Genomic DNA, 19,815 nt, shown 5'->3' with positions numbered 1-19,815 from the left:
CATGAGCATGCCCACGGGCCGGATGCCTACTTGAAGCTGCCGTCATCCATTTCAGGCTTAGGAGCATCGACAATGAATATGAAAAAGGCCCTGCTGACCACCCTGGTATCCGCTGGCCTGCTCGCCAGCACAGGCGCAAGTCAGGCTGCCGGCTGGTGCGAATCAGGCAAGCCGGTGAAATTCGCCGGTCTTAACTGGGAAAGCGCGATGCTGCTGACCGACATTCTGCAGGTCGTTCTGGACAAGGGTTACGGCTGCACGGTTGACGCCCTGCCCGGCAATTCCATCGCCATGGAAAACGCCCTGGGCACCAACGATATCCAGATCTTTGCCGAAGAATGGGTCGGTCGCAGCGAGGTCTGGAACAAGGCCGCCGCTGCCGGAAAAGTGGTTGGTGTCGGCGCGCCGATCGTCGGCGCAGTGGAAGGCTGGTACGTGCCGCGCTATGTGATCGAAGGCGATGCCAAACGCAAGCTGGAAGCCAAGGCACCCAACCTGAAATCCATCAGCGATCTGGCCCAGTATTCAGCCGTGTTCAAGGATCAGGAAGAGCCATCCAAAGGGCGTTTCTACAACTGCCCGGCTGGTTGGACATGTGAATTGGAAAACAGCGAAATGCTCAAGAGCTACGGCCTGGAAAGCAAATACACCAACTTCCGCCCGGGCACCGGCCCGGCGCTGGATGCGGCGATTCTCTCCAGCTACAAACGTGGCGAACCGATCCTCGCCTACTATTGGTCACCCACGCCGCTCATGGGTCAGGTAGACCTGGTGCGTCTGGAAGAGAAAGCCGGGGTCAACAAGACGATCGATATCAAGGTCGGCGTGTCCAAAGTGTTCCACGATGAGGCCCCTGAACTGGTCGCCATCCTGGAAAAGGTCAACCTGCCTATCGACCTGCTCAACCAGAACCTGGGGCGCATGGCCAAGGAACGCATCGAATCGCCGAAGCTGGCGAAGATTTTCCTGAAAGAGCACCCCGAAGTCTGGCACAAATGGGTCAGCGAAGACGCCGCGAAGAAGGTGGACGCTTCGTTGTAAACGACCGGGCTGTCGGACTGAACGGTTCGACAGCCCCGTCGTTGACCCGACACACCTCATTTGAGAGCCGCTTATGTTTCCTGAAAGCTTCACTTTCTCGATCGCCAACTGGGTCAACGATGGCGTCGACTCACTGGTCACGCAGTACGGCGATGTGTTCCGGCACATTTCCGACACCCTGCTATGGGCCATCGTCAACCTCGAAGGCCTGCTGCGCATGGCGCCGTGGTGGCTGATGCTGATGATCGTCGGCGGTATTGCCTGGCACGCGACACGCAAGATCGTCACGACGCTGGTCATCGTCGGCCTGCTGTTTCTGGTCGGTGCGGTCGGGTTGTGGGACAAGCTGATGCAGACGCTGGCGCTGATGCTGGTCGCCACGATCATCGCGGTGCTGATCGGCATTCCGCTGGGCATCCTCTCGGCACGCAGCAATCGGCTGCGCTCGGTGCTGATGCCGCTGCTGGACATCATGCAGACCATGCCCAGCTTCGTGTACCTGATCCCGGTGCTGATGCTGTTCGGTCTGGGCAAGGTGCCGGCGATCTTCGCCACCGTAATTTACGCCGCACCGCCGCTGATTCGTCTGACCGATCTGGGCATTCGTCAGGTGGATGGTGAAGTGATGGAAGCCATCAACGCGTTCGGCGCCAATCGCTGGCAGCAACTGTTCGGCGTGCAACTGCCGTTGGCGATGCCGAGCATCATGGCCGGTATCAACCAGACCACCATGATGGCGCTGTCGATGGTGGTGATTGCCTCGATGATCGGCGCACGCGGGCTTGGCGAAGACGTGCTGGTGGGCATTCAGACCCTCAACGTCGGGCGCGGGCTGGAAGCGGGCCTGGCCATTGTCATTCTGGCGGTCGTCATCGACCGTATCACGCAGGCCTATGGCCGCCCACGGCATGAGGCGCACAAATGAGCAGCGTGGAACCGAACAAAATCGTCGTCAAAAACGTATTCAAGATCTTCGGCAACCGCTCGAAAGAAGCGCTGGAGTTGATCAGGCAAAACCAGAGCAAGGACCAGGTGCTGGCCCAGACCGGCTGTGTGGTCGGGGTCAACGACCTGTCGCTGTCGATCGGCAGCGGCGAAATCTTCGTCATCATGGGCCTCTCCGGCTCGGGAAAATCGACGCTGGTGCGTCACTTCAACCGGCTGATCGACCCCACCAGCGGCGAGATTCTGGTCGATGGCGAAGACATCCTGCGTTACGACATGGAGGCCTTGCGCCAATTCCGCCGGCACAAGATCAGCATGGTGTTCCAGAGCTTCGGCCTGCTGCCGCACAAGACCGTGCTGGCCAACGTGGCCTACGGCCTGACCGTGCGTGGCGAGAGCAAGGCGCTTTGTCAGGAACGCGCGCTGCACTGGATCACCACCGTAGGCCTCAAGGGCTACGAAAACAAATACCCGCACCAGCTTTCCGGCGGCATGCGTCAGCGTGTGGGTCTGGCCCGCGCGCTGGCGGCCGACACCGACATCATTCTGATGGACGAAGCATTCAGCGCCCTCGACCCGTTGATCCGCGCCGAGATGCAGGACCAGTTGCTGGAGCTGCAAGCCAGCCTGCACAAGACCATCGTGTTCATTACCCACGATCTGGACGAGGCCGTGCGCATCGGCAATCGCATCGCGATCCTCAAGGATGGTCGATTGATTCAGGTCGGTACGCCGAAAGAAATTCTCCACTCGCCCGCCGACGATTACGTGGATCGTTTCGTTCAGCGTCGCGTAGCCACCCTTTAAGGACCGTTGCAGATGTCGCGAGCAGAACAGATCGTCATCGGTGAAGCACATGCGGGCTGGCAGGACGTGGTCGCCGTGGCCCGGCAGGGCGCAAGACTGGTCCTGTCGGATGCTGCCTGGGCACGGATCGACAACGCTCAGGCCATCGTGCAGCGCATCGTCGTCAGCGGCGAGCGCGCCTATGGCGTGAACACCGGGCTCGGCGCGCTGTGCAATGTGTCACTGCAAGGCGAACAGCTCAGTCGCCTGTCGCGCAATACCCTGCTCAGCCATGCCTGCGGCGTCGGTGCGCCACTGGCCGACGAGCAGACCCGCGCAATCATCTGCGCCGCGATTCTCAACTACAGCCAGGGCAAGTCCGGCATTCACCGGCAAGTGGTCGAAGCGCTACTGGCCCTGCTCAACCGGGGCATCACGCCGCAAGTACCGGCGCAGGGCTCGGTGGGTTACCTGACGCACATGGCGCACGTCGGCGTCGCGTTGCTGGGCATCGGCCAGGTCAGCTATCGCGGGCAGATCGTCCCGGCTGAGCAGGCCTTGAACGAAGAAGGTCTGGCTCCGGTCATCCTCGGCGCCAAGGACGGATTGTGCCTGGTCAACGGCACACCGTGCATGACCGGCCTGAGCTGTCTGGCCATCGCCGACGCCGAGCGTCTGAGCCAGTGGGCCGACGTGATCGGCGCGATGAGCTTCGAAGCCCTGCGCGGCCAGCTGGACGCGTTCGATGCAAGCATCCTCGCCCTCAAGCCGCATCCGGGCATGCAACAGGTGGGCAAGAACCTGCGCACGTTACTGGCAGGCAGCGAAGTGCTCGCCAGCAGTGAAGGCATTCGTACCCAGGATGCGCTGAGTATTCGTTCGATTCCCCAGGTGCATGGTGCCACCCGCGACCAGTTGGCTCACGCCACTCGCCAGGTCGAGATCGAGCTCAATTCAGTCACCGATAACCCGCTGCTGCTCGGCACGCCCGACGCTTTCCAAGTGGTGTCCCAGGCCAATCCACACGGCCAGTCAGTGGCCATGGCGGCAGATCTGCTGTGCATGGCGATGGCCGAGCTGGGCTCGATCGCCGAACGGCGCCTGGACCGCCTGATCAACCCGATGGTCAGCGGCCTGCCGGCGTTTCTGGTCACCCAGCCGGGGGTCAACTCGGGAATGATGATCGTCCAGTACGTCGCCGCTTCGCTGTGCGCGGAAAACCGCCAGATGGCGCAGCCGGCTGTGGTCGACAACTACGTGACCTCCGGCCTGCAGGAGGATCACCTGAGCCTGGGCACCAGCGCCGCGCTCAAGCTGCACAAGGTGCTGGGCAATACCACGCAGATTCTGGCCATCGAGTATTTGCTCGCGGCCCAGGCATTCGAATTTCTCAAGACACAGGGTTTTGGCGTGGGCACCGGTGCCGCGTGGCGACTGCTGCGCGAGCGCATCCCGGCCTACGACGAAGACCGCTGGCTGGCTCCGGACATCGCCAGCAGCGCGGCCCTGATCAAAGACGAAACGTCGCTGGAAAGGGTTTTCCAGCACTGCCGTAACAACGCGGCAGACCTATAAAAACAGCATACGGCCACCAGCCGTCGCTGACATTCATCAAGGAGTAGCAGCATCGTGACCACCTTATCTGCCAAGACGCTGAACCTGATCCCCGGCCAACTGACCCTGGCGCAACTGCGCGGTATTTATCTACAGCCGGTCAGCCTGACGCTGGACAGCAGCGCAGACCAGCAGATCGACGACAGCGTCGCCTGTGTCGAGCGCATTCTGGCCGAGAACCGCACCGCCTACGGCATCAACACCGGGTTCGGTCTGCTGGCTTCGACGCGGATTGCCAGCGAAGACCTGGAAAACCTGCAGCGTTCGCTGGTGCTGTCGCATGCGGCCGGTGTCGGTCAGCCGATCAGCGATGAGCTGGTGCGTCTGATCATGGTGCTCAAGGTCAACAGCCTGAGCCGCGGCTTCTCGGGCATTCGGCGCGTGGTCATCGACGCTCTGATTGCGCTGATCAATGCCGAGGTCTACCCGCATATTCCGCTCAAGGGCTCGGTCGGTGCTTCCGGCGACCTTGCACCGCTGGCGCACATGTCGCTGGTGCTGCTGGGCGAAGGCAAGGCGCGCTACAAGGGCGAATGGCTGAACGGCGTCGATGCGCTGGCGGCTGCCGGGCTGCAACCGCTGACCTTGGCAGCCAAGGAAGGGCTGGCACTGCTCAACGGCACGCAAGTGTCTACCGCCTACGCATTGCGCGGCCTGTTCGAAGGCGAAGACCTGTTCGCTGCAGCCCTGACCTGCGGCTCGCTGACGGTTGAAGCGGTACTCGGTTCACGCTCGCCCTTCGACGCGCGCATTCATGCCGCACGCGGGCAGCGCGGGCAGATCGATGCGGCAGCCTGCTACCGTGACCTGCTGGGCGAAAGCAGCGGCGTGTCCGAGTCGCACCGCAACTGCGACAAGGTTCAGGATCCCTACTCGTTGCGCTGCCAGCCACAGGTCATGGGCGCGTGTCTGACCCAACTGCGTCAGGCCGCCGAGGTGCTGGAAATCGAAGCCAACGCAGTGTCCGACAACCCGCTGGTGTTCGCCGCCGAGAACGACGTCATATCCGGTGGCAATTTTCACGCCGAGCCGGTCGCCATGGCGGCGGACAACCTCGCGCTGGCCATCGCCGAGATCGGCTCGCTCAGCGAACGTCGCATTTCGCTGATGATGGACAAGCACATGTCGCAGCTGCCGCCCTTCCTGGTGGCCAACGGCGGCGTCAATTCCGGGTTCATGATCGCGCAGGTGACCGCCGCCGCGCTGGCCAGTGAAAACAAGGCATTGGCCCATCCGCACAGTGTCGACAGCCTGCCGACCTCGGCCAATCAGGAAGACCATGTGTCGATGGCCCCGGCCGCCGGCAAGCGCTTATGGGAAATGGCAGAAAACGTTCGCGGGATTCTTGCCGTAGAATGGTTGGCTGCCTGCCAGGGTCTGGACTTGCGTGAGGGTCTGAAAACCTCTCCGAAGCTGGAGCAAGCCCGCAGCCTGTTGCGCAGCAAGGTCCCGTTCTATGAAAAGGACCGCTTTTTTGCACCGGACATCGAAGCTGCCAGTCAGCTGTTGTCCTCCACTTGCCTGAACCCGTTGGTTCCTGCACGTCTGCTACCCAGTCTGTGATGCACCGCGAGCCTGGCAGGGCTCGCTTTGGTCATCGCTGCGGGAGGCCGGATGCAGGCGTTCTCGCGGCTTTTGCCATACCTGTAATGAAATGGACCTGAAATGACGTCACAAGATGGTTTGAAACGCGGGTTATCCGCCCGCCACATCCGCTTCATGGCCCTGGGCTCTGCCATCGGCACAGGGTTGTTCTACGGCTCGGCCTCGGCGATTCAACAGGCCGGGCCTGCCGTACTGCTGGCGTACCTGATCGGCGGCGCGGCGGTGTACATGGTGATGCGCGCGCTCGGCGAAATGGCGGTCCACGACCCGGTGTCCGGTTCGTTCAGCCATTACGCCACGCGCTACATGGGCCCGCTGGCCGGCTTCGTGCTCGGCTGGACCTACGCGTTCGAAATGATCATCGTCTGCCTCGCCGACGTGACCGCATTCGGCATCTACATGGGCTTCTGGTTTCCGGAAGTACCCCGCTGGATCTGGGTGCTGGGCATCGTCTTTCTGATCGGCGCGCTCAACCTGTGCAACGTGAAAGTCTTTGGTGAAACCGAGTTCTGGCTGTCGATCCTCAAGGTCAGCGCCATCGTGGCGATGATCGTTGCAGGCTTCGGCATCATGATCTTCGGTATCGGCAGCTCGACCAGCGGCACCGAAATCGGCATCAGCAACCTGTGGGCACATGGCGGCTTCATGCCCAACGGCGTCACCGGTCTGATCGCCTCGTTCGCGGTGGTGATGTTTGCCTTCGGCGGCATTGAAATCATCGGCATTACCGCAGGCGAAGCGAAGGACCCGCAACGCAGCCTGCCGCAGGCGATCAATGCCGTACCGCTGCGCATTCTGCTGTTCTACGTGCTGACACTGTTTGTGCTGATGTGCATCTATCCGTGGCCGCAGATCGGCACGCAGGGCAGCCCGTTCGTGCAGATTTTCGACAACCTGGGTATCGCTTCGGCGGCGACCATCCTCAACATCGTGGTGATCTCGGCGGCCGTATCGGCCATCAACAGCGACATCTTCGGCGCAGGCCGCATGATGTATGGCCTGGCCCGTGATGGTCAGGCGCCCGCCAGTTTTGCCCGCGTTTCACGCCATGGCGTGCCGTGGATGACCGTGCTGGTCATGGGCATCGCATTACTAGGCGGCGTGCTGCTCAACTACCTGATCCCCAAGGATGTGTTCCTGCTGATCGCGTCGCTGGCCACCTTCGCCACCGTGTGGGTCTGGCTGATGATTCTGCTGACGCAGGTCGCCATGCGCCGCTCGATGCACCGCGAGGAAGCGGCACAGCTGAAATTCGCCGTGCCGTTCTGGCCTTACGGGCCTGCGGCCGCCATCGCCTTCATGCTGTTCATCTTCGGCGTGCTGGGCTATTTCCCGGACAACCGTGCAGCCTTGATCGTCGGCGCAATCTGGATCGTGCTGCTGCTCATCGCCTACGCTGTGTGGGTCAAGCCCAAGGCGCTCAACAACACTCATTGATCAACGAGGCCTGGAATGAAAACGCTCTGGAAAAACTGTCACATCGCAAGCATGGCGCACGGCAAATACTCGATCATCGAGCATGCCGCCATCGTGACCTCCGGAGCGCTCATCGAGTGGATCGGGCCTCAGGCCGAGCTGGCCGAGCCGGAACATGACAACTGCATCGATCTGGGCGGTGCATGGGTCACGCCCGGCCTGATCGACTGTCACACCCATACGGTGTTCGGCGGCAACCGCAGTGGCGAGTTCGAACAGCGTCTGCAGGGCGTCAGCTACGCAGAAATAGCGGCAGCGGGCGGCGGTATTGCCAGCACGGTGCGTGCGACTCGCGCCGCCAGTGAAGATGAGCTGTACGCCAGTGCCGAGCGCCGCTTGCGGCACTTGCTCAAGGACGGCGTCACGACCGTCGAGATGAAGTCGGGCTACGGGCTGGACCTGGAAAACGAGCGCAAGATCCTGCGGGTGATTCGTCGTCTGGGCAACACCCAGCCAGTCACCGTGCGTGCCACCTGCCTGGCCGCCCATGCGCTGCCGCCGGAATACGCCGATCGCGCCGACGATTACATCAACCACATCTGCAACGACATGCTCCCGGCGCTGGCAGCCGAAGGGCTGGTCGATGCGGTGGATGCTTTCTGTGAATACCTGGCGTTTTCACCTGCGCAGGTCGAGCAGGTGTTCATCACCGCAGGGCAGTTGGCACTGCCGGTCAAACTGCATGCCGAGCAGCTGTCGTCATTGGGTGGATCGAGCCTGGCCGCGCGCTACAAGGCGCTGTCGGCGGATCATCTGGAGTTCATGACCGAGGACGACGCCATCGCCATGGCGGCTGCCGGAACCGTCGCGGTGCTGCTGCCGGGGGCGTTTTACTTCCTGCGTGAAACGCAACTGCCGCCGATGGACGCGCTGCGCAAGCACGGCGTGCCGATTGCGATTTCCACCGACCTCAACCCTGGCACCTCGCCGGGCCTGTCATTGCGCCTGATGCTGAACATGGCCTGCACGCTGTTTCGCATGACGCCCGAAGAAGCACTGGCGGGGGTGACGTTCAATGCCGCCAGGGCGTTGGGCATGAGCGCGACCCACGGCTCGCTGGAGGTCGGCAAGGTGGCGGATTTCATCGCCTGGAACATTGAACGGCCGGCTGATCTGGCCTACTGGCTGGGCGGCGATCTGGACAAACGTATCGTGCGCCACGGCGTCGAATCATCGATCTGAAGGAGAGCCCTGTGGATAACGTTCTGACATTCAAGCGTGGCCGTATTCCGCTGCTGATCAGCATGCCGCATGCCGGTCTGAAACTGACCCCGGTGGTCGAAGCCGCGCTGGTGGACGAAGCCTTGAGCCTGCCGGATACCGACTGGCACATTCCGCGTTTGTATGACTTCGCCGCTGAATTGGGCGCCAGCACCCTGGCCGCCGAATACTCGCGCTTTGTCATCGACCTCAACAGGCCGTCTGACGACAAGCCCATGTACGCCGGTGCGACCACCGGCCTGTTTCCGTCGATCCTGTTCGATGGCGTGCCACTGTTCAAGGACGGCCAGACGCCCAGCGCCGAGGAACGAGCGCGGTATCTGCAACAGATCTGGACGCCGTATCACCAGACGCTGGAGCAGGAACTGCAGCGCATGCGTGACGAGTTCGGCTATGCGCTGCTGTTCGACGCCCACTCGATTCGCGGCCACATCCCGCACCTGTTCGACGGCCGCCTGCCGGACTTCAACCTGGGCACCTTCAATGGTCTGAGCTGCGACCCGGAACTGGCCAGCCGACTGGAGCAGGTCTGCGCAGCGGCCAAGGACTACAGCCATGTGTTGAACGGACGCTTCAAGGGCGGCCACATCACCCGCCACTACGGCAACCCGGCCAACAACATCCACGCAGTACAGCTGGAGCTGGCGCAAAGCACCTACATGGACGAATTCGTGCCCTTCCACTACCGCCCGGACCTGGCCGAGCCGACCCGCGCCGTGCTAAAGCCACTGCTGGAAACCTTCATCGCCTGGGGGCAGGAGCGCTTTGGCTGATGAAGGCGGACGCCGAGCGTCCAGAAAGGCGCTACCACGCGGAGCGTGGGAGCGATAGCCAGTGATCGGAGCCGGTGGCCATGATTATCGTTCCCATGCTCCGCGTGGGAATGCCGTTTGGACGCTCCGCGTCCGCCCTTCAACGTTGCCGACTGATCACTTCTTGAGCAAGCGCAAACCGTTGAACACCACCAGCAAGCTCACGCCCATGTCGGCAAACACCGCCATCCACATGGTCGCCAGGCCCGCGAAGGTGATGCCGATGAACAGCACCTTGGTCACGATGGCCAACACGATGTTCTGCTTCAGCACCGCCGATGTCCGGCGTGAAAGCGCAATGAATGTTGGAATCTTGCGCAGATCATCGTCCATCAGGGCGACATCTGCTGTCTCGATAGCCGTATCAGTGCCTGCAGCGGCCATCGCGAAACCGATCTCCGCACGGGCCAGCGCAGGCGCATCATTGATACCGTCGCCCACCATGCCTACCCGGTGATTACGGCCGTAAAGCGCCTCGATCGCACTGAGCTTGTCGGCAGGCAGCAGATTACCCTGCGCTTCATCGATGCCGACCTGATCGGCAATCGCCTTGGCGGTGTGCGGGTTATCACCGGTCAGCATGACCGTCTTGATGCCCAGCTCGTGCAACTGGGCAATGGCTTCGCGGCTGGTCTCCTTCACCGTATCGGCGACGGCAAACAGCGCGATCGGGCCAGAGGCATCAAGCAACAGCACCACGGTCTTGCCCTGCATTTCCAGCGCATCGAGCCTGGCCTCCAGCTCCGGCGAACATAGGCCCAGCTCCTCCACCAGGCGATGGTTGCCCAGGTGATACATCTGGCCGTTGATCTCGCCTTTCACACCCCGCCCGCCCAGCGCCTCGAACGCGCTGACTTCATGCAGCGTCAGGCTGCCATCGGCGGCCTTGGCAATCGCTTGGGAAACCGGGTGATCTGAACGCCCGGCAAGGCTGGCGGCAATCACCGGGGCACTGTCGGCAACAGCAGGGTTCAATGGCACATAATCAGTCTGCACCGGTTTGCCGTGGGTCAACGTGCCGGTTTTATCCAGGGCCAGGTAATCGAGCTTCTCGCCCATTTCCAGATAAACGCCACCCTTGATCAAAATCCCCTTGCGCGCCGCCGCTGCCAGACCGCTGACGATGGTCACCGGCGTGGAAATCACCAGCGCGCATGGGCAGGCCACCACGAGCAGCACCAGCGCCCGGTAGATCCAGTCATACCATTCGCCGCCGAAGAACAGCGGCGCGACCAACGCCAATGCCAACGCAACGACGAACACCACCGGCGTATAAATGCGCGAAAAGCTGTCGACAAAGCGCTGGGTCGGCGCACGCGAACCCTGAGCCGCTTCTACCGCATGAATGATGCGCGCCAGCGTCGAGTTGTTTGCGGCGGCGGTGACGCGATACTCCAGCGAACCGGCCTGGTTGATGGTGCCCGCGAAAACCTTGTCGCCGACAGTCTTTTCCACCGGCAGGCTTTCACCGGTGATCGATGCCTGATCGATCGTCGAGCTGCCGGACACCACTTCACCGTCGAGTCCGACACGCTCGCCCGGCTTGATCCGGACGATAGCCTCCAGTTCGACGTTTTTGGCTTCGATTTCCTGCCAGCTGCCATCCGCCTGCTTGACGGTGGCAAGCTCAGGCGTCAGTTGCATCAGGCCACTGATCGCATTGCGCGCGCGGTCCAGTGACTTGGCTTCGATCAACTCGGCGATGGTAAACAGGAACATCACCATTGCCGCTTCCGGCCACTGACCGATCAGAATGGCGCCGGTCACCGCGATGCTCATCAGCGCATTGATGTTCAGGTTGAAGTTCTTGAGTGCGATCCAGCCCTTCTTATAGGTCGTCAGCCCGCAACTGAAGATCGACACCAGTGCCAGCAAGGCAACCACCCAGGTCGGGCCGAGCGATGCAAAATGGACCACCTCTGCGCCCAGCGCCGCAACGCCGGACAACGCCAGCGGCCACCAGTGTTTCTTCACCACCGGCGCCGAGTCGGCAGACGCTGCACCTTCCTCGATCGGCTCGGCCTGCATGCCAAGTGAACTGATAGCCTCACGAATCGGGTCGGTGGACGGCAGGTCGTGCCAGACCCCCAGCATGCGGTTGATCAGGTTGAATTCCAGCTTCTGCACACCGGCCAGCTTGCCCAGCTTGTTCTGGATCAGCGTCTGCTCGGTGGGGCAATCCATCGCCTCGATACGGAAACTGCTCAGACGACCACCCGCTGCAGACGCTTCGCCAAAGGTCACTACAGCGGGCTGTGCATCGCTGGAGCAACACGAATGGGCATGCTCCACGGGCTTTTGCTCGTGCGCGTGCTCGCCGTGATCATGGTCATGGTCATGGTCATGGTCATGTGCGGGGGAATTCTTGATCGTCGTGCCCATTCGTTGTGGCTCCAGGATTCTGCTTGTTGCCAAGTGAACACCCTGTAGCCACTATAGGGTCAAGCACTCAAACGAGATGGGTCCACATGAAAATCGGCGAACTGGCAAAACTGACCGACACCCAGGTCGAAACCATCCGTTATTACGAGCGCGAAGGCCTGCTGCCCGCCCCCGCCCGCAGTGACGGCAATTACCGGCTGTATACCCAGGCGCACATGGAGCGCCTGTCGTTCATCCGCAATTGCCGCAGCCTGGACATGACCCTCGAAGAAATCCGCAACCTGCTCAACCTGCGCGACAGCCCGCAGGACCAGTGCGAAAACGTCAACGCCCTGATCGACGAACACATCGAACACGTCAACGCCCGCGTCGCAAGCCTGCAAGCGCTCCAGGAACAACTGCTCGACCTGCGCCGCCGCTGCAGCGATGGCACGACAGAACATTGCGCGATACTGGAGAGGCTGGAAGTGACGGGGGCTGTGGCAGCGCCAGAGGGCGAGCCTTCACATGTGGGGAGGAGTCATGGGCATTGAGAGGGGTTTGACACCTCTCGTTCCTCAGGCAGGAACGAGAAGGTCATAGCGCGCAGCCCTCTTAGACCGCCATCGGCGCCGTCATTGCCGGGTGGTGCTGGTAGCCTTCCAGGGTGAAGTCCGAAGGCTCGATCAGTTCCAGCCATTCAGGCTGGTACACACCGGTCTTGGCAAACTCGGGTACACGATCGGAGATGACCAGTTTCGGCATCGGGTACGGCTCGCGGGTCATCTGTTCGTTGAGCATGTCCAGGTGGTTTTCGTACACGTGGGCGTCGCCGATGAAGTAGGTGAACCAGCGTGGGGTGTAGCCGGTCAGGCGGCCGATCAGGCTCAGCAGCGCGGCGCCTTCGGTCAGGTTGAACGGCGTGCCGAGGCCCAGATCGTTGGAGCGGATGTACAGCGTCAGCGAGATTTCGCGGGTCTGCGGGTTCGGGTGCAGCTGGTACAGCAGGTGGCACGGCGGCAGGGCCATTTCATCGAGCTGTGCGCAGTTCCAGCCATGGAACAAAATGCGGCGGCTGCTTGGGTCGTTGATGATGGTGTCGACGCACTGGCGAATCTGGTCGATGGCCTTGTACAGGACCACGAACGACTGACCGTCTTCTTCGGATTCGGCAATCTGACGATACCCCTGGCCCAGCGCCAGTTCTATGGCCGCGACATTGCCGGCATCGATACGCTTGTAGGCTGGCCACTTGCGCCATTGCACGCCATAGATTTCGCCCAGATCGTCCTCGCCCTTGCGGAACGGGTTGTTCAGCCACTGAGCGTTTTCGTTGGCGTTCTGATCCCAGACCTTGCAACCCAGTTCGCGGAATTCGGCGGCGTTGTTCACGCCACGCAGAAAGCCGACCATCTCGCCGATGGCCGATTTGAAGGCCATGCGCCGTGTGGTGATCGCCGGAAAACCTTCCTGCAAGTCATAACGCAGCATCGCACCCGGAAAGCTGATGGTGTTCACGCCGGTACGGTTGGCTTGCAAGGTCCCGTGCTTGATCACATGAGCGACCAGTTCCAGATATTGCTTCATAAATCACCTGCATTGTTGAACGCGCCGGGCGTTTTCACCCGGCGTTTCGGTGTTAGACCGCTGCCTTGCTGGCGGACGGATCGCGCTTGTAGGCCAGCCAGATCAGGAACAGGCCGGCGATGATCATCGGCAGGCTGAGGATCTGACCCATGGTCACCCAGCCCCATGCCAGGTAGCCCAACTGGGCGTCAGGAACGCGAACGAACTCGACTACAAAGCGGAAGATCCCGTAAAACAGCGCAAACATGCCGGAAACGGCCATGGTTGGACGCGGCTTGCGGGCGTACAGATTGAGGATGATGAACAGCGCAACGCCTTCCAACGCGAACTGATACAGCTGCGAAGGATGACGCGCCAGTTGCGCAGGGTCGCTGAACGGCGGGAAAACCATGGCCCACGGCACGTCGGTCGGCTTGCCCCACAGCTCGGCATTGATGAAGTTGCCGATACGCCCGGCACCCAGGCCGATCGGCACCAGCGGAGCAACGAAGTCCATCAGCTGGAAGAAGCTTTTGCCGTTGCGCTTGCCAAACCACCAGGCCGCGATCATCACGCCGACAAAGCCGCCGTGGAACGCCATACCACCCTTCCAGACTTCAAAGATCAGCAGCGGGTTGGCGATGTAGGCCGACAGATCGTAGAACAGCACGTAGCCCAGCCGCCCGCCGACAATCACGCCCATGGCCAGCCAGAAAATCAGGTCGGAGAGTTTTTCCTTGGTCCAGGTCGGGTCGAACTTGTTCAGGCGACGCGACGCAAGCAGCCAGGCGCCGCCGATACCGACCAGGTACATCAAACCGTACCAGTGAATTTGCAGCGGGCCGATAGCGACGGCTACCGGGTCAATCTGCGGGTAAGGCAGCATTGCGACTCCTCAATTGGAACGCCCTTGCGAGCGACTGAATCAGGCGCGCATGTTACCGGAGCCCGGCAGGATGCTCTAGCGGCGACCGATGGAAGCCGCCTGAACGAAATGAAAAAAGATACGCCTGATGTGTCCAGCCGTACGCTTAGCGCTTCCGCGCACAGCGTTATAGACAGGTCTTGGAGCGCACTGAATACGTGCCTTACAGGCTTCTGCCCCCAGGGCGCAGGAGCGAACCGGACAAGGCTTGGCGTGTTCGCAAAGACGGCGTTTCAAACGACACATTTTCGGCGATCATGCCGACCTCTTCGCGAACAAGCGACCATCGACCGGCCCGCCTCAAAGGTGCATGTGTACCCCTGTGGGAGTGAGCTTGCTCACGAAGGCGGTAGCCCAAACGCGCCATTCCCCGGAGTCTGTACCGGCCTCTTCGCGAACAAGTGAACGTCGACCGGCCCGCCCCAAAGGTGCATGTGTCACCCTTGTGGGAGTGAGCTTGCTCACGAAGGCAGTAGCCCAAACGCCCCATTTCCCGGAGTCTGTACCGGCCTCTTCGCGAACAAGTGAACGTCGACCGGCCCGCCCCAAAGGTGCATGTGTCCCCCTTGTGGGAGTGAGCTTGCTCACGAAAGCATTAGTAGCGCTTAGTGCCCTTTGACCGAGCTCGGGTTGATCATCCGCGACAGGCCGAGGTTTTTCAGCGCCAGTTGCAGAGAACTGCTGATGACTTGCGGGTTATCGTTGGTCATCAGTTGCGCCAGCAGTTCCTTGGCCTTGCTGAGGTTGATCTGGCGCAGCATCCACTTCACTTTCGGCAGGTTGGTGGCGTTCATCGACAGGCTGTCGAAACCCATCGCCATCAACAGCACCGCTGCTGCCGGGTCACCCGCCATTTCGCCGCAGATGCTCACCGGCTTGCCCTCGGCGTGGGCATCACGCACCACGCTTTGCAGCGCCTGAAGCACTGCCGGGTGCAGGTAATCATAGAGATCGGCCACGCGCGGGTTGTTGCGGTCGACCGCGAGCAGGTATTGAGTCAGGTCGTTGGAGCCGACCGAGAGGAAGTCCACCTGACGCGCCAGATCGCGGGTCTGGTAGACCGCGGCTGGCACTTCGATCATCACGCCCACCGGCGGCATGGGCACGTCGGTGCCTTCGTCGCGCACCTCGCCCCAGGCGCGGTGGATCAGGTGCAGCGCTTCTTCCACTTCGTGGGTGCTGGAGATCATCGGCAACAGAATGCGCAGGTTATTCAGGCCCTCGCTGGCCTTGAGCATGGCGCGGGTCTGGACCAGGAAAATTTCCGGGTGGTCGAGGGTGACGCGAATACCGCGCCAGCCGAGGAACGGGTTGTCTTCCTTGATCGGGAAGTAGGACAGCGACTTGTCGCCACCGATGTCCAGGCTGCGCATGGTCACCGGCAGTGGATGGAAGGCGGCCAGTTGCTCGCGGTAGATCGCCAGCTGTTCCTTTTCACTCGGGAAGCGCTGGTTGATCATGAACGGTACTTCGGTGCGGTACAGGCCCACCCCTTCGGCGCCACGCTGTTGCGCACGCGCCACGTCGGCCAGCAGACCGGTGTTGACCCACAGCGGCATGCGATGCCCGTCGAGAGTGACGCAAGGGAGTTCGCGCAGGGCATCCAGGCCCTGGGAGAGCTGACGCTCCTCCTCCACCACCTTGCCGAACTGCTTGCGCATGATTTCGCTGGGGTTGGTGAAGACTTCGCCATGATAGCCGTCGACCACCAGATCGATGCCATCGACCTTGGAGTAAGGGAAGTCCACAAGGCCCATGACCGTGGGAATGCCCATGGCCCGCGCCAGAATCGCGACGTGGGAGTTGCCGGAACCCTGAACCGACACCAGGCCGACCAGTTTGCCTTCCGGCACTTCGCCGAGCATGGCCGGGGTCAGCTCCTCGCTGACCAGAATCGTATTATCGGGATAGACCAGCGCCTGTTGTCGCGCCTCCTGGAGGTAAGCCAGCAGACGGCGGCCCAGGTCCTTGACGTCCGACGCCCGCTCGCGCAGGTAGGCATCGTCCATCAGCTCGAAACGTTTGACGTGCTCACTGACCACCGAGCGCAAGGCACCCTGCGCCCATTGACCGGTCTTGATGACGTCGGTCACTTCGCTGCCCAGCGAGGCGTCGTCGAGCATCATCAGGTAGACATCGAACAGCGCCCGCTCTTCGGGACGCAACTGGGTGGCCAGTTTGGCTGACAGGGTGCGCATGTCATTGCGTACGCCTTCCAGCGCGTTCTGGAACAGCGCCAGTTCAGCGGCGATGTCAGTGACGGTCTTGTCGGGGACCACTTCCAGATCGGCAGGCGGCAGCATGACCACGGCGACACCGACCGCAGCACCCGGCGAACCGGCCACACCCACGAACTTGGCTTCCTGAATGCCTTTGCCCTGACGACCCAGACCGCGGATCGAGCCGGTCGCTTCGGCATGCGCGATAACGCCCGCCAGTTGCGCGCTCATGGTGACCAGGAAGGCTTCTTCGCCCTCGTCGAACTGACGGCGCTCCTTTTGCTGGATGACCAACACGCCAACCACGCGCCGGTGGTGGATGATCGGCGCGCCCAGGAACGAGGCGTAACGCTCTTCGCCGGTTTCGGCAAAATAGCGATAACGAGGGTGATCTGCGGCGTTTTCGAGGTTCAGCGGTTCTTCGCGCGTACCGACCAGGCCGACCAGGCCTTCATTCGGCGCCATGCTGACTTTGCCGATGGAGCGCTTGTTGAGGCCTTCGGAAGCCATCAGGACAAAGCGGTTGACCTCGGCATCGAGCAGGTAGACCGAGCAGACCTGGCTGCCCATGGCCTCCTTGACGCGCAACACAATAATGCCCAACGCCGCCTTGAGATCCTTGGCGGAGTTAACTTCCTGGACGATCTTGCGCAGCGTATTGAGCATGGCTCGGGGTCGAACTCCGTGTCAGTCGCGCGATAAGAGGCGCGGGGCAAGCTCTTTGAGTGCGCGTCGATACACCTCGCGCTTGAATGTCACCACCTGGCCTAACGGATACCAATAACTGACCCAGCGCCAGCCATCGAACTCCGGTTTACCGGTCAAATCCATCCGCACCCGCTGCTCGTTGGAGATCAGGCGCAGGAGAAACCATTTTTGCTTCTGGCCGATACACAGCGGCTGGCTGTGGGTACGGACCAGTCTTTGCGGCAGACGATAGCGCAACCAGCCCCGAGTGCAGGCAAGTATTTGCACATCATGTCGTTCCAGACCGACTTCTTCATTCAATTCGCGATAAAGCGCGTCTTCCGGCGTCTCCTGCGGGTTGATACCCCCTTGAGGAAACTGCCAGGCATCCTGGTTAATACGCCGAGCCCATAGGACCTGACCAGCATCGTTTGTCAGAATAATCCCGACATTAGGACGGAAACCATCGGGGTCGATCACGGCAACAACCTCGCAAACGCATGTCGCCGCATTGTTCCACAAAGGCGATCAAACCAGCAACGAGGCTTATCACCTTATGTGAAGACTTGTGAAAACCTCGTATTCTGGGGCTCTTTTTTCAACTATTTCAGCGAGTAACCCTATGCGCCTGGCTTTATTCGACCTCGACAACACCCTTCTGGGCGGCGACAGCGATCACGCCTGGGGCGATTACCTGTGCCGGCGCGGGATCCTTGATGCCGCGACCTACAAGACCCGCAACGACGAGTTCTATCAGGATTACCTGGCCGGCACGCTGAACATGACCGACTACCTGAATTTTACCCTGGAGATTCTGGGCAACACTGACATGGCGCAGCTTGAGCAGTGGCATCGCGAGTTCATGCGCGACTGCATCGAACCAATGATGCTGCCCAAGGCGCTGGAATTGATCGCCAAACACCGAGAGGCTGGCGACAAGCTGGTGGTGATCACCGCCACCAACCGCTTTGTGACAGCACCTATCGTGGCGCAGCTGGGCATCGATACCCTGCTGGCGACCGAGTGCGAAATGGTGGATGGACGCTATACCGGTCGTACCACGGGTGTGCCCTGCTTCCGTGAAGGCAAGGTGACACGCCTCAACCAGTGGCTGGAAGACAACGCGTTCAGCCTCGAGGGCAGCTATTTCTACAGTGACTCGATGAACGACCTGCCTCTGCTGGAGCAGGTGGCCAACCCGGTCGCGGTCGATCCGGACGATAAATTGCGTGCCGAAGCCGAGCGACGCGGCTGGCCGGTGATTACCCTGCGCCACTGAGTGCTGGCAATACTCAGGCCGGTTTGAAGCCCGTCAGACCGGCCATTGCCACGAAGCACACAACGCTGATCACCGTCAGCGCCAAGGTGAAGCCGCGCTTGCCACCTTTGGCACCAAGACGCAAGCGGTTGAGCCTGGCCACCAGCCAGACCCAACTGCACAGCCCCAGGGTGTAAAGCACGCTGCTGCCCAGCACCCAGGTCTGGCCCAGTGACAGGCCTTTCAAATGCACCAGCCACCAGCCACTGAACGGCAGCGTCGCCAGGCAAACGGCCATCAACACCCAGAAAAACAGCAATGGCCGCTTGAGCAGGCGATTCTGCACGGTCGTGTCGCCTTCAAGACGCACCTTGACCACCCCGCTGGCCAACACCAGCGCGCTGATCAGCAACAACGCGATGGCGACGATGTGCAGGGTGCTAAGGGTGGTGATGGGTTCCATGACGCGGTGTTCCTCTGGAATCGGGCTTGGGTGAGTTTAGCAGTGTGGACACAAGAGCCGTGCCTTAAGCGCTATCGCGCCCGTGCTCCACGTGGGCATGCCGGTCTGGCGCTCCGCGTCCTCTTGCGACGCAGAGCGTCGTGAACTGCATTCCCACGCTGGAGCGTGAGGAACGATAGTTGTCAGTCAGATCCCCATCGTGCCCATGCTCCGCGTGGGTATGCCGGTCTGGACGCTCTGCGTCCTCTTGTGACGCGGAGCGTGAGGAACGCGAGATATCCCGGCCTCAGCCCAGAAACAACCGGTACGCTGGGTTCTCGCTTTCATCCCAATACGGGTAACCAATCTCATCCAGCGCAGCACCGACCAGATGCCGCTCTTCCTCCGGCACCACCAGCCCGGCAACCACCCGGCCGTCAGCAGCGCCGTGGTTGCGGTAGTGGAACATGGAGATGGTCCAGCGGCCGCCCAGACGGTTGAGGAAGTTGAACAGCGCGCCCGGTCGCTCCGGGAACTCGAAGCGCAGCACCACTTCATCATTGACCCGCTCGGCATGCCCGCCAACCATGTGGCGGATATGCAGTTTGGCCAGTTCGTTGTCGGTCAGGTCCAGCACCGGGAAGCCCTGGCCGGTCAGGCTGGCGATCAGGGCGCTGCGTGGGTCGTTCTCGGGATGGGTCTGCACGCCGACGAAGATGTGCGCCTCGCGATCGGTGTGGTAGCGGTAGTTGAATTCGGTGATCTGCCGTTTGCCGATGGCCTCGCAGAACGCCTTGAAGCTGCCCGGTTGTTCGGGGATGGTCACCGCAATGATCGCCTCGCGGCCTTCGCCCAGT

General features: G+C 61.5%; 17 protein-coding genes. 10 read left to right on the top strand and 7 right to left on the bottom strand.

The annotated features are described in order from the left end of the window. Nucleotides 1-72: 72 nt before the first annotated feature. From BT119_RS25460 to hutG, 8 genes are all read left to right on the top strand, one after another. Nucleotides 73-1,041 carry an ABC transporter substrate-binding protein gene (locus tag BT119_RS25460; RefSeq protein WP_058416797.1) on the top strand — a complete coding sequence of 323 codons (969 nt, stop codon included), beginning with the start codon at nucleotides 73-75 and terminating at the stop codon, nucleotides 1,039-1,041. A 73-nt stretch (nucleotides 1,042-1,114) separates the two neighbouring features. Then, on the top strand, nucleotides 1,115-1,966 hold the full coding sequence (locus tag BT119_RS25455; RefSeq protein WP_003343849.1) for an ABC transporter permease: 852 nt from the start codon (nucleotides 1,115-1,117) through the stop codon (nucleotides 1,964-1,966). Continuing rightward, a complete protein-coding gene (locus BT119_RS25450; protein ID WP_003432397.1) occupies nucleotides 1,963-2,793 on the top strand; it encodes a quaternary amine ABC transporter ATP-binding protein in 831 nt (276 codons plus the stop codon). Before BT119_RS25455 ends, BT119_RS25450 begins: the two co-directional genes overlap by 4 nt. A gap of 12 nt (nucleotides 2,794-2,805) precedes the next feature. After that, complete coding sequence (gene hutH / locus BT119_RS25445; protein ID WP_072367114.1) at nucleotides 2,806-4,347, top strand: HAL/PAL/TAL family ammonia-lyase; 1,542 nt, start codon at nucleotides 2,806-2,808, stop codon at nucleotides 4,345-4,347. 54 nt (nucleotides 4,348-4,401) lie between these two features. Further along, nucleotides 4,402-5,949, top strand: coding sequence for a histidine ammonia-lyase (gene hutH / locus BT119_RS25440; protein WP_003372122.1), 1,548 nt, complete (start codon nucleotides 4,402-4,404; stop codon nucleotides 5,947-5,949). Between the two features lie 102 nt (nucleotides 5,950-6,051). Continuing rightward, nucleotides 6,052-7,428, top strand: a complete 1,377-nt coding sequence (locus BT119_RS25435; protein WP_003432387.1) for an amino acid permease — start codon at nucleotides 6,052-6,054, stop codon at nucleotides 7,426-7,428. Nucleotides 7,429-7,443: 15 nt separating this feature from the next. Then, the gene (gene hutI / locus BT119_RS25430) at nucleotides 7,444-8,649 is read left to right on the top strand and encodes an imidazolonepropionase (RefSeq protein WP_003432386.1); all 1,206 of its coding nucleotides are present in this window, start codon (nucleotides 7,444-7,446) and stop codon (nucleotides 8,647-8,649) included. An 11-nt stretch (nucleotides 8,650-8,660) separates the two neighbouring features. Next, nucleotides 8,661-9,461 (top strand): N-formylglutamate deformylase, encoded by an 801-nt coding sequence (gene hutG / locus BT119_RS25425; RefSeq protein ID WP_003350448.1) that lies wholly within the window; start codon nucleotides 8,661-8,663, stop codon nucleotides 9,459-9,461. A 156-nt stretch (nucleotides 9,462-9,617) separates the two neighbouring features. Here the strand turns inward: hutG and BT119_RS25420 are convergent, their stop codons facing one another. Then, nucleotides 9,618-11,882, bottom strand: a complete 2,265-nt coding sequence (locus BT119_RS25420; protein WP_072367113.1) for a heavy metal translocating P-type ATPase — start codon at nucleotides 11,880-11,882, stop codon at nucleotides 9,618-9,620. Nucleotides 11,883-11,968: 86 nt separating this feature from the next. On the opposite strand from BT119_RS25420, the gene cadR reads away from it, so the two are divergent. Beyond that, the gene (gene cadR / locus BT119_RS25415; protein ID WP_010434512.1) at nucleotides 11,969-12,415 is read left to right on the top strand and encodes a Cd(II)/Pb(II)-responsive transcriptional regulator; all 447 of its coding nucleotides are present in this window, start codon (nucleotides 11,969-11,971) and stop codon (nucleotides 12,413-12,415) included. A gap of 61 nt (nucleotides 12,416-12,476) precedes the next feature. Here the strand turns inward: cadR and BT119_RS25410 are convergent, their stop codons facing one another. The 4 genes from BT119_RS25410 to BT119_RS25395 form a co-directional block, all read right to left on the bottom strand. Next, nucleotides 12,477-13,448: a thymidylate synthase gene (locus tag BT119_RS25410; protein ID WP_072367112.1), complete on the bottom strand. Its 972-nt coding sequence runs from the start codon at nucleotides 13,446-13,448 to the stop codon at nucleotides 12,477-12,479. A gap of 52 nt (nucleotides 13,449-13,500) precedes the next feature. Next, nucleotides 13,501-14,313 carry a prolipoprotein diacylglyceryl transferase gene (gene lgt, locus BT119_RS25405; protein ID WP_003343867.1) on the bottom strand — a complete coding sequence of 271 codons (813 nt, stop codon included), beginning with the start codon at nucleotides 14,311-14,313 and terminating at the stop codon, nucleotides 13,501-13,503. 644 nt (nucleotides 14,314-14,957) lie between these two features. Then, complete coding sequence (gene ptsP, locus BT119_RS25400) at nucleotides 14,958-17,237, bottom strand: phosphoenolpyruvate--protein phosphotransferase (protein WP_002555744.1); 2,280 nt, start codon at nucleotides 17,235-17,237, stop codon at nucleotides 14,958-14,960. A gap of 21 nt (nucleotides 17,238-17,258) precedes the next feature. Beyond that, the gene (locus tag BT119_RS25395) at nucleotides 17,259-17,738 is read right to left on the bottom strand and encodes an RNA pyrophosphohydrolase (RefSeq protein ID WP_002555745.1); all 480 of its coding nucleotides are present in this window, start codon (nucleotides 17,736-17,738) and stop codon (nucleotides 17,259-17,261) included. Between the two features lie 142 nt (nucleotides 17,739-17,880). On the opposite strand from BT119_RS25395, the gene BT119_RS25390 reads away from it, so the two are divergent. Then, a complete protein-coding gene (locus tag BT119_RS25390; RefSeq protein WP_003372134.1) occupies nucleotides 17,881-18,537 on the top strand; it encodes a histidinol-phosphatase in 657 nt (218 codons plus the stop codon). Between the two features lie 13 nt (nucleotides 18,538-18,550). Here BT119_RS25390 and BT119_RS25385 read toward each other — a convergent pair whose 3' ends face one another. Further along, nucleotides 18,551-18,979, bottom strand: a complete 429-nt coding sequence (locus BT119_RS25385; RefSeq protein WP_003432383.1) for a DUF2269 family protein — start codon at nucleotides 18,977-18,979, stop codon at nucleotides 18,551-18,553. Nucleotides 18,980-19,265: 286 nt separating this feature from the next. Then, nucleotides 19,266-19,815 (bottom strand): threonine dehydratase (locus tag BT119_RS25380; protein ID WP_072367111.1); only part of this gene is annotated, 550 nt, incomplete at its 5' end.

The organism is Pseudomonas sp. NFACC10-1, assembly GCF_900119195.1.
Classification (GTDB): domain Bacteria; phylum Pseudomonadota; class Gammaproteobacteria; order Pseudomonadales; family Pseudomonadaceae; genus Aquipseudomonas; species Aquipseudomonas cerasi.
The sequence above is the reverse complement of the archived record's forward strand: the minus strand, read 5'-3'. Positions and strand labels throughout refer to the sequence as shown.